At 31.9% G+C, this 11,023-nt stretch carries 12 protein-coding genes and 1 pseudogene; 10 read left to right on the forward strand and 3 right to left on the reverse strand.

The window, feature by feature from the left end; genetic code table 11:
* The 8 genes and pseudogenes from VK998_RS11340 to VK998_RS11375 form a co-directional block, all read left to right on the forward strand.
* A pseudogene (locus VK998_RS11340) lies at window positions 1–317 on the forward strand (transcription termination factor Rho); the annotation flags it as partial.
* 92 nt (window positions 318–409) lie between these two features.
* Window positions 410–610: a 50S ribosomal protein L31 gene (gene rpmE / locus VK998_RS11345; RefSeq protein WP_325228385.1), complete on the forward strand. Its 201-nt coding sequence runs from the start codon at window positions 410–412 to the stop codon at window positions 608–610.
* Window positions 611–851: 241 nt separating this feature from the next.
* Entirely contained in the window at window positions 852–1,808 is a 957-nt protein-coding gene (locus VK998_RS11350) for a DUF1385 domain-containing protein (RefSeq protein ID WP_325228387.1), read from the forward strand.
* Window positions 1,799–2,686, forward strand: coding sequence for a peptide chain release factor N(5)-glutamine methyltransferase (gene prmC, locus VK998_RS11355; RefSeq protein WP_325228389.1), 888 nt, complete (start codon window positions 1,799–1,801; stop codon window positions 2,684–2,686). Before VK998_RS11350 ends, prmC begins: the two co-directional genes overlap by 10 nt.
* Window positions 2,673–3,191, forward strand: coding sequence for a chromate transporter (locus VK998_RS11360; protein ID WP_325228391.1), 519 nt, complete (start codon window positions 2,673–2,675; stop codon window positions 3,189–3,191). Before prmC ends, VK998_RS11360 begins: the two co-directional genes overlap by 14 nt.
* A 14-nt stretch (window positions 3,192–3,205) precedes the next feature.
* Window positions 3,206–3,745, forward strand: a complete 540-nt coding sequence (locus VK998_RS11365; RefSeq protein ID WP_325228393.1) for a chromate transporter — start codon at window positions 3,206–3,208, stop codon at window positions 3,743–3,745.
* A 148-nt stretch (window positions 3,746–3,893) separates the two neighbouring features.
* Complete coding sequence (gene prfA / locus VK998_RS11370; RefSeq protein WP_325228395.1) at window positions 3,894–4,961, forward strand: peptide chain release factor 1; 1,068 nt, start codon at window positions 3,894–3,896, stop codon at window positions 4,959–4,961.
* An 88-nt stretch (window positions 4,962–5,049) separates the two neighbouring features.
* Window positions 5,050–6,669 (forward strand): gamma-glutamyltransferase family protein, encoded by a 1,620-nt coding sequence (locus VK998_RS11375; RefSeq protein ID WP_325228397.1) that lies wholly within the window; start codon window positions 5,050–5,052, stop codon window positions 6,667–6,669.
* 1 nt (window position 6,670) lies between these two features.
* Here VK998_RS11375 and VK998_RS11380 read toward each other — a convergent pair whose 3' ends face one another.
* The 3 genes from VK998_RS11380 to VK998_RS11390 all read right to left on the reverse strand — a co-directional run bounded on the left by VK998_RS11380 (window position 6,671) and on the right by VK998_RS11390 (window position 9,432).
* Window positions 6,671–7,381: a ZIP family metal transporter gene (locus tag VK998_RS11380; RefSeq protein ID WP_325228400.1), complete on the reverse strand. Its 711-nt coding sequence runs from the start codon at window positions 7,379–7,381 to the stop codon at window positions 6,671–6,673.
* A gap of 106 nt (window positions 7,382–7,487) precedes the next feature.
* Window positions 7,488–8,246: an acyl-CoA dehydratase activase gene (locus tag VK998_RS11385; protein ID WP_325228403.1), complete on the reverse strand. Its 759-nt coding sequence runs from the start codon at window positions 8,244–8,246 to the stop codon at window positions 7,488–7,490.
* A gap of 25 nt (window positions 8,247–8,271) precedes the next feature.
* Window positions 8,272–9,432, reverse strand: a complete 1,161-nt coding sequence (locus tag VK998_RS11390; protein WP_325228405.1) for a double-cubane-cluster-containing anaerobic reductase — start codon at window positions 9,430–9,432, stop codon at window positions 8,272–8,274.
* A gap of 206 nt (window positions 9,433–9,638) precedes the next feature.
* Between VK998_RS11390 and VK998_RS11395 the strand changes: the two genes are divergently transcribed.
* Together VK998_RS11395 and VK998_RS11400 are read left to right on the forward strand one after the other, a co-directional pair.
* Window positions 9,639–10,697 carry an L-threonylcarbamoyladenylate synthase gene (locus VK998_RS11395; protein ID WP_325228407.1) on the forward strand — a complete coding sequence of 353 codons (1,059 nt, stop codon included), beginning with the start codon at window positions 9,639–9,641 and terminating at the stop codon, window positions 10,695–10,697.
* Window positions 10,698–10,709: 12 nt separating this feature from the next.
* Window positions 10,710–11,023: low molecular weight protein arginine phosphatase (locus VK998_RS11400; protein WP_325228408.1), on the forward strand; the 314-nt coding region annotated here is incomplete at its 3' end.

Raw genomic sequence — 11,023 nt, forward strand, 5'->3', positions numbered from 1 at the left:
CTGCTTTAGTTGAAACAGGTAGTAGAATGGATGATGTTATATTTGAAGAGTTTAAGGGTACAGGTAATATGGAGATACATTTAGATAGAAGATTATCTGAAAAAAGAATATTCCCAGCCCTAGATATTAATAAATCTGGAACTAGAAGAGAAGATCTATTATTAACTCAAAGGGAGTTAGAAACTATTTGGAGTATTAGAAAGGCTTTAGGGAATGCACCTACTCAAGATGTAACAGAAACTTTAATAGAAAATTTAATGGGAACTAAATCTAATGATGAATTTGTAGAAGAGATGAGAAATAAAATTTGGTTTTAGTTGAAAAACTTTTAGTATTATGCTATAATTAATTGGTCAAATTATGTGAATAAATATATTTTATATACTGGCAATAAAGAGAGGTGAAAGCAATGAAAAAGGGGATACATCCAGAATATTATGAAGCTACAGTAAGATGTGCATGTGGAAATACATTTAAAACCGGCTCAACGAAAGAAGACTTAAGAGTAGAAATTTGTTCAGAATGTCATCCATTCTTTACAGGACGTCAAAAATTCGCAGAACGTGGTGGACGTGTAGAAAAATTCAAGAAAAAATATGGTATGGAATAATACTCCAAAACCACATAGGTTAGTTGCCTATCGCATCTAACCTTTAATTTTTATTATAAAAGAATTTAATCAATTCACAATGCACAATTTTAGGTAATTGACAATTAATTAGAGTTGTCATTCTGAGGCAAAGGCCATAGGCATACTCATTGAACTAAGCTGAGGAAGCCGAAGAATCTCAGACTCAGAATCTAGACCCTAAATAATTGTGCATTGTGAATTGAAAAAGGGTGTTGAGAAAATGAAAATCAAGGATTTAAATAGAGTTCCAAAACATATAACAACTATTGGAGGTCAAGCGTTAATTGAAGGAATACTTATGCGAGGACCAAAGGATTTAGCTATTGCAGTAAGAAAACCGGATAATGAAATAATATTGAAAAAAGAGAAATTAAACACACTTGGTATGAGATATAAAATTTTTAGTCTTCCTTTCATAAGAGGTATAGTTGGATTGATAGAATCTATGGCTTTTGGGATAAGGGCTTTAATGTACTCTGCTGAATTTTTTGATGATGATATAGAAATGGAAGAGAATAAGGAATCATTTTTTGATAAAGTTTTTAAAGATAAAAAAGAAGAAGCAGAAATAGTATTTACTTTAATATTTTCTTTTGCATTTACAATTCTGTTGTTTATATTGTTGCCTAGTTTTATTACTAATCTTTTCAAGCAGAATATTGAAACTCCTTTTCTTTTAAATTTAGTGGAAGGCTTTGTTCGTATTGCATTATTTCTTATATATGTGACGGTTGTTTCAAAAATGGAAGATATAGGTAGAGTCTTTGAATACCATGGTGCAGAACATAAGACCATCCATTGTTATGAAAATGGAGAACCATTAACGGTGGAAAATGTAAAAAAATATCCTATATTGCATCCAAGATGTGGAACTAGTTTTTTATTTATGGTAATGATTGTAAGTATTTTGGTTTTATCTTTTTTTGGATGGCCTAATCCTTTGCAAAGGATTTTAATAAGACTTTTGATGCTCCCTATAATAGCAGGAATTTCTTACGAGATAAATAGGATTATTGGTAAAAGTAATTCATCCATTGCCTATTATTTATCCTACCCTGGTCTATTAATACAAAAAATGGCTACAGTTAAGGAACCGGATGGTTCCCAAATAGAAGTGGCTATAGAAGCATTAAAGGCAGTTCTTACGGAAAATAAGGAAGAAGACTTATGGAAATAAATCAATTGTTAAAAAAAGGAGTAGATCTGATAAAGGATAGAGAATATTCAAACCCTGTATTAGAGGCTACTCTTTTATTAGCTGAATTATTAAATGTGGATAAAATCTATATATATACCCATGGTAGGGATAAGGTAATAGAGCCTATTGTGGATAAGTTTTTAGAATTGATGAAGAAAAGAGCTAGTGGCTATCCTTTTCAATACTTAATCAACAAAAAGGAATTTATGGGTTTAGATTTCTATATAGAAGAAGGGGTTCTAATACCTAGATCGGATACTGAAATTCTGGTTGAATACGTATTAGAATATATTGATAATAAATATAAGGATAAACCAGTAAATATATTAGATTTAGGTATAGGAAGTGGAGCCATAGCTTTAAGCATTGCCTATTACAAAAGGAATGCTATAGTATATGGTGTAGATATTTATGATACTCCACTGAAAGTATCCAGAATAAATAAAGAAAGATTTAAACTAAGCAATATTAATCTATTTAAAGGCGATTTATTTCAAGGGATATGTGGACTAAATAGGAAATTCCATATCATAACCTCAAATCCTCCCTATATCCCTAAAAAGGATATAACAACTTTGCAAAAGGAAGTTAAAGACCATGAACCAAAAGAGGCTTTAGATGGAGGAGAAGATGGATTAAAATTTTATAAAAGGATAATCCATGAGAGCAAGAATTATTTAATGAAAAATGGATTGTTAATCTTTGAAATTGGCTATGATCAAGGAAAACAAGTTGCCAATATGATGATGAATGAAAATTTTAAAAATGTTCAAATATTACAAGACCTACAGGGACTAGACAGAGTAGTATTAGGAATAAATGGAAAAGGAGTTGGAATAGATAATGACTTTAATTAAATTGTTTATCTCCTTTTTTAAAATAGGTGCATTTAGCTTTGGCGGAGGATATGCTATGCTACCTTTGATAAAGGAAGAAATAATAGAAGTTCATGGTTGGCTATCCAATGCAGAATTTATTGATATTTTGGCTATATCTGAAATGACTCCAGGGCCTATTGCCATAAATAGTGCTACTTTTTTAGGCTATAGAGTATCAGGTATAATGGGTTCTTTTGTAGCAACCATAGCTGTAGTACTGCCTTCTTTTATTATTATGAGTATTATATTCCACTTTTTAAATAAATTTAAAGATTCCTCCTATACTGATTGGTTTTTTATAGGTATTAGACCAATAGTATTGGGATTAATAGCTTCGGCATCTATATCTGTAGCTATGGATGCTTTTATAGATGTGAAATCTGTACTTATAAGTTTAGGAATATTCTATCTGGTTGCTTTCAAAAAATTCAACCCAATATATGCAATTATTTTGGCTGGAATAACCGGAGTAATTTTCTATTAAGGTAGGTGAAACATATGCTTTTTGATATGTTCAAAATATTTTTTAAAGTAGGTGCCTTTACTATTGGAGGTGGCTATGCCATGCTTCCTATTATTCAAAAGGAAATAGTAGATAATAAAAAATGGGTAAAGGAAGAAGAGTTTCTAGATACTATTGCCATAGCTCAAGGTTCTCCAGGACCTATCGCTGTAAATGTAAGTATATTTATAGGGTATAAATTAAAAGGGTTCAAAGGGGCTTTGGTTTGCACTTTGGGGACTACATTGCCATCTTTTCTAATTATACTATTAATTGCCACTGTATTTTTTCAATTTAGAAACAATCCTATTATCGAAAAAGTATTTTTAGGAATACGACCAGCAGTAGTAGCATTAATAGCATCTGCTGTTTATCAACTGGCGAAAAAATCTAAATTTGGCTATAAAAAAGTAATTATATCGGTAATTACAGCTTTGATTATAGTTTTTTTAAGTATTAGTCCCATTTATTTAATATTAATAGGCGGAATTGGTTCAATATTATACAATAAAAATATAGAGAATAGACAAAAATAATTCTTTATAATAAGGAAATTATGTGCTATTCTAATCTAGTAGATTGGATTTTTTAGTGTTTTTCATGGTATAATATATGTGTACTATTAAATAAGATTATAAATTTTATATCTAAATATATAAGTTAATATTGGAAGGGAGGTATATTATGTTAGAAAAATTATCTTTTATAGAAAATAAATATAAAGAGTTAAGTGAGAAAATAATAGATCCTGAAATTATAAATAATATTGAGGAATGGCAAAAGCTTGTAAAAGAACATGCCGATATTGAACCAATAGTAAATAAATACAAAGAATATACTAAGGCACAAAAAACTTTAGAAGAAGATAAAGAAATGCTTAAAGAAAAACTAGATGATGAAATGAAAGAAATGTTAAAAGAAGAAGTATCTGAATATGAAGAAACTATACTAAAGCTAGAGGAAGAATTGAAGCTGCTTCTTATACCAAAAGATCCTAACGACCATAAAAATGTAATCGTTGAAATTAGAGCAGGAGCTGGAGGGGATGAAGCAGGCTTATTCGCAGGGGATTTATTTAGAATGTATAGTATGTATGCAGAGAGACAGGGTTGGAAAACAGAGTTAATGAGTTCCAATGAACAAGGTGTGGGAGGCTTTAAAGAAGTAATATTTATGATTAAAGGAAAGGGAGCCTATAGTAGACTAAAATATGAATCTGGTGTTCATAGAGTTCAAAGGGTACCTACAACTGAATCTAGTGGAAGAATTCATACATCTACAGCTACTGTTGCAGTATTACCAGAAGCAGAGGATATAGACATTGAAATAAACCAAAATGATATTAGAATAGATGTATTCCGTTCATCTGGTAATGGAGGTCAAAGTGTGAATACAACTGACTCTGCAGTTAGAATAACCCATATTCCAACGGGGATGGTAGTATCCTGTCAGGATGAAAAATCTCAACATAAGAATAGAGATAAAGCAATGAAAATTTTAAAAACTAGACTATATGACCAAATGATAAGAGAACAACATGATGAAATAGCAGAGGAAAGACGTTCCCAAGTAGGAACAGGAGATAGATCTGAAAGGATAAGAACATATAATTTCCCTCAAGGAAGAATTACAGACCACAGAATCAATATGACTATTTATAAGTTGGAAAATTTCTTAGATGGAGATATTGACGAGATGTTAGATGGTTTAATCACTTCAGACCAAGCAGAGAAATTAAAACAAGTAGGTTAATATAAAAACTCGGATAGAAAATTCTATCCGAGTTTTCTATGGTATAATATATGAAGAATAAATTGTAGTATTGAGGAGGAATTAAAACATGAACTTTCAATTTGACCCATTGGTCTACCACTACCCTTCTAGAAGAAATGTAATTTATGGTAAAAAGGGAATGATAGCTACTGGAAATCCATTGGCAGCAAATGCTGGATTAGAGATATTGAAGAAAGGTGGAAATGCAATTGATGCAGCTATAGCTACTGCGGCAGCTTTAACGGTGGTGGAACCTACTGCTAATGGTATAGGTGGAGATGCATTTGCATTAGTTTGGACTAAAGGAAAACTACATGGTCTTAATGCAAGTGGTCCTTCTCCTAAAAAGATTAGTGTTGAATCTATAAAACAAAGAAAATTAGAAAAAATTCCTACAACTGGAGTAGTACCAGTAAATGTACCGGGTGCTCCTGCTGCCTGGGCTGAATTATGGAAGAAATTTGGCTCATCATTGGAATTTAAAGAAATATTAAATCCTGCTATTTCCTATGCTAAAGAGGGCTATGTCGTTCAACCAGCCGTTGGAGGTATATGGAAAAGATCCTTCCATAAATTTTCTAAAGCATTAAATGAGGACAAGTCTATTCAAGGGTGGTTTGACACTTTTGCACCAAAAGGCAATTGTATAAAACCAGGTGATTTTTTACAATTAAAAGACCATGGCAATACTTTAGAAGAAATTGGAGATACTATTTCGGAAAGCATGTATAGAGGAGAATTAGCCAAGAAGATTGCTAATTTTTTCAAAGAGAACAATGGATTTTTAGAGTTATCCGATTTGGAAGAATATTATCCAGAATGGGTGGAGCCTATATCTACTGATTATAAAGGCTTTGATGTATGTCAATTACCTCCTAATGGACATGGAATAACCGTTTTAATGGCATTAAATATATTAAAACAATTAGAACTTGAAGATAAGAATTCCTTTAATAGTACTCATCAGCAAATTGAAGCTATGAAATTAGCTTTTATAGATGTACAAAAATACGTGGCTGATCCTAAATCTATGAAGGTATCTGTGGAAGAATTACTGTCTATGGATTATGCAAAAGAAAGAGCTAAATTAGTTACAGATAAAGCATTGTTCCCTGAAGCTGGGAAACCATCGCAGAGTGGTACAGTATACTTAGCTACCGCTGATCAATATGGGAATATGGTTTCCTATATTCAGAGTAATTATATGGGATTTGGCTCTGGAATTGTGGTTCCGAATACGGGAATTGCAATGCATAATAGAGGTTGTAATTTTAATTTAGACCCAGATTCTGCAAATTGTTTAGAAGGTGGTAAACGTTCCTATCATACTATAATACCAGGATTCTTAATGAAAGATAATAAACCTGTAGGTCCTTTTGGAGTGATGGGAGGATTTATGCAACCTCAAGGTCATTTGCAAGTTTTAATTAACACTATTGATTATAAATTGAATCCTCAAGATGCACTAGATAGACCTAGATGGCAATGGACAGGAGATAAAACCATAGAGATTGAACAATCCTTTGATAACAATCTGGCTTTACAACTAGAAAGAGCAGGTCATAATATAGTAGTAAAGGCGGACAGTACAGGTTTTGGTAGAGGAGAAATTATTTGGAGAGATGATAATGGAATCCTTTGTGGTGCCTGCGAACCTAGGACAGATGGATATGTGGCTGTCTGGTAGATTAAAAATATAATATAATTCCAATTACAAACCCTATTATTATTCCTATGGATGATGCCCTCCCTTTATGGAGGGTTTTTGCATTTGGAATTATTTCATCACAGATAATATATAACATAGTGCCTCCAGCAAAGGATAGACATAGAGAAATAAATATATTGGAAATCATTCCTATATAAGCACCTAAAAAAGCACCAATTCCTGTAGGAATTCCTGTCAATAGGGTATAGACAATAATTTTACTAGGAGATTTATTACTTACTTTCAAAGGAATAGCCATAGACAATCCTTCTGGTATATTATGTAGAAGCATAGCCAAAGAAAGGGTAGGACCTAAATTGGACATAGTTAAAAAACTAGAACCTAAAGCTAATCCTTCAGGGAAATTATGGACTGCTATACTAATTCCTAAAAGTAAACTACTCTTTGTAAGAGGATTTTTTATCATACTTTCTATATGGTTTTCAACAAATACAACTAAAAATATCCCCAATATTATACCTATAATAGCAATGTATAAACCTCCCAAAATAAAAGATTCAGGTAATAGATGGAACGTGACTATAAATAGCATAAATCCACCAGTTATCCCTAATAAAAAGGCCAATACTTTATTGGTATTTTTAATGAACAAAGAAACTGTTCCACCAAGTCCTGTACCTACCATACCAACGACAAAACCATAAATTGTAATTATCCACAATTCTTTCATATTCTCACCCTTTCTATATAATTAATATTCTAAGAAAGAGATAATAAGAACAATATTTCCAATTAAAAAGACAGGAGAAAATCTCCTGTCTAAATTGTCAATTGAATTAATATCCAAGTATAGCAGCGCCAATAGCTCCAATAAATTGTGATTCGTCAGTGGAAATTATTTTTACTCCTAGTTTTTCTTCAAGTAATTCTCCTAATTTTTTATTTCTAGAAACACCACCAGAGAAAAATACTTTATCTTCAATACCTACCTTATTTACTAAAGAATAGGTTTTATTACATACAGAATGGAGCAAACCTGCTGCAATTTTTTCTTTAGGTGTACCTTCAGCTACAAGACTTACAACTTCTGACTCTGCAAATACAGTACACATAGAGCTTATATTAGCGGGTTCTGCCTTAGCAGCTAAATGGGAAAGGTCATCAATATCAATTTCTAAAGCATTTGCCATAACTTGAAGGAACCGTCCTGTTCCAGCAGCACATTTATCATTCATTAGAAAGTCGGTAACCATACCTTCACTATTTAACTTTATTACCTTACTATCCTGTCCTCCAATATCTATTACCGTCCTAATTGCAGGGTCAATATAGTAAGCACCTCTACCATGGCAGGTAATTTCCGTTATTTTTTTATCTACAAAGGGTAGAGAAACTCTACCATAACCAGTTCCTATGATAGATTTAACTTTCTTCTTAGGAGTTTTAATTTTTTCTAAAATTTCTTCTAATAATTGTTCGCCTACACCTTTAGGGCTCCATCCAGTAGGCAAAAGGCCAGTGGCTATTATTTTTTCTCCATCATAAGCAGCTATCTTTGCTGCAACAGATCCTACATCTATACCAATGCTTATCAAAATATCACTTCCTTATAAATTACTTCTATAGGGCAACTTGAGAATTCATAGTTTCTAAAAAAGCCTCTATTCTTACTTGTATTTGACCTAAATCTGAATCTGAATAATCCGTTTCAATTTGTAAGAAATGAATATTTAATTCATCTTTAACGAAATTTCTAACAAAATAAGATTCTATATTATATGTATGACAAGCCTGCCATGTCAAATCCACAACGCCATCTACTTTATATTCTTCAGCCAATCTTTTTATTAAATCCAGTCTACTATTATTAGGAGTCATACAGGAGCAAGGAGTTTTTAAGTATTTTTCAGCTAAGGCTGTAATTGGATCTATTTCCTCATCTACCATTATATCTAATCCCTTATAGCCAGTGCAATTTTCTAATGCAACTACAGAAGCGCCTGATTCTTCTAAAATTCGTATCACTTTTTCTGAACCGCTTCCTACAGGGCATCCAGTTAGTAAAATTCTTGGTGCTTCTTCATCAAAGGCAAATTTTCCTTTTTTTATACGTTCTTCTACTTCCTCTATTAATCTTTCAATTAAATCTATACCAGCTTCTTTATCTACATTAAATCCTTTTAACCACTGAGCCAACATCATATCCATTCCAGTTAATGGAGCAGGTTTATGGGCATTTAACTTATGAAGTCTTTTCATAGCTTCTCTTTCTCTATTCATTAGCTTAATTGCATTTTTTAGTTTTTCTTCAGTGATTTCAACATTAAATTGATTTTCTAAAAAATTTTTAAATCTAATCATTTCATTTTCCCACATGGTCAAAGCTAAATCATCATCTGCTGTTTGAGGTAAATTCATTACGTGCATAGGCTTTAGGTCTGCCATTAATTCATACATTTTCTTTTTGCCATCACAAGTGGTTTCTGCCAACAATACATCTGAAAAGTAAAAATAGGGACATTTGTCAGTTATGGCAAATCCATAACTAGATTTTATTAGAGGACATAGATTTCTTGGTAATTTTTTTTCTGCTTCTTCAATTGGTTCTTGAGTAGTCCCACAAAGTGTAACTGAAATTGCATCGGCAGCTAAAGCCATTTCTTGTGGTGAAAAAACGCAATACATACCTACAACTTTTTTACCAGCTTCATGAGCTTCTTTAATTTTAACTGAGTTAACACCCCTTAGTGCTTCTACCTCTTCCATAACCTTAGGTCTCATTTCCATCTCTCCTTTTATTTGAATAATAAAATATCTATAATAGTTTAACATTAAATATACATGACTACCAATTGGATATATTAATAGAAAAGTTAATTATATAGATAATATTTATAGATAGTAAAATTAAAGTAAAATATTCATTTAAATATCTATACAATAATGTATAATAGTACATGAAGAAAGAGGAGAAAAGAAGGGACATTATGGATAAGATTCAAACTAAAATAATTAAAGTAAATGAAAGAAAACCAGAAAAAGAACTTGTAATGGAAGGAGTAGATTTAATTAGGAAAGGGAAACTAGTAGCTTTTCCTACTGAAACCGTCTATGGGTTAGGAGCAAATGGCCTTAATCAAGAAGCAGTAAAGAAAATATTTATGGCAAAGGGTAGACCGCAGGACAATCCTTTAATACTGCATACATCTTCCATAGAAGATATAAGACCATTAGTAAAGTCTATATCTAAAGAAGCAGAAATGATTATGAAAAGATTTTGGCCAGGACCTTTAACCATATTGTTTAAAAAAAGTAGCCTAGTCCCAGAAATTATTACTGCCGGTTTAGATACTGTAGCCATTAGGATGCCTAACCACCCTATTGCTTTAGAGCTTATAAAAGAAAGTGGGGTACCTATTGCTGCACCTTCTGCTAATACTTCTGGAAAACCTAGCCCTACATCAGCCCGTCATGTCATAGAGGATTTACATGGGAAAATCCATATGATAATAGATGGAGGAAATACTGGAGTAGGTTTAGAGTCTACAGTATTGGATTTAACGCAAAAAACACCTATGATACTTAGACCTGGTGGGATAACCTTAGAGGATTTACAAAAAATAATTCCTAATGTAGAAGAAGATTTAAGTATTGTTAAAGATGATAAGGATATAATTCCTAAATCTCCAGGTCAAAAATATAGACATTATGCACCTAAGGCAGATATGATAGTATTTAGTGGAAAACTAGAAGATATAGTAATGGAGATAAAAACTAAAACTAAAGAATATATATCTAAAGGGAAAACCGTTGGGATAATGGCTACAGAAGAAACTAAAACTAGATATGAAGAAGGATTGATAATATCTGTAGGGAATAGGGAAAATATGGAAACCATAGGACATAATCTTTTCAATACTATTAGACAATTTGATGAAGAAGATGTAGATATAATCCTTGCTGAAGGAGTAAAAAAATCACAAATAGGTACAGCCATTATGAATAGGCTGAAAAAAGCTTCAGGAGGGAAGATTATAAAAGTATAAGGGGAGATAAATATGAATATACTTTTTGTTTGTACTGGTAATACTTGCAGAAGCCCTATGGCTCAAGCTCTTTTGGAAGAGATGGCTAAGGAGAAAAAATTAGATATAAAGGTAAAGTCAGCAGGAGTATTTGCATTAGATGGTCAGGCGGCTTCTATAAATGCAATTAAAGTTTTAAAGAAGGAAAGAATAGATTTAACAAACCATAGAGCTCGTATTGTTTATAGAGACTTACTAGAAGAAGCAGATTTAATTTTAACCATGGGAAAATCCCATAAAGATTTGCTAATTTCAAAATTTGATTTTATAAAAGGAAAGATTTATAC

Source organism: Schnuerera sp. (assembly GCF_035459645.1).
Taxonomy (GTDB): Bacteria; Bacillota; Clostridia; order Tissierellales; family Tepidimicrobiaceae; genus Schnuerera.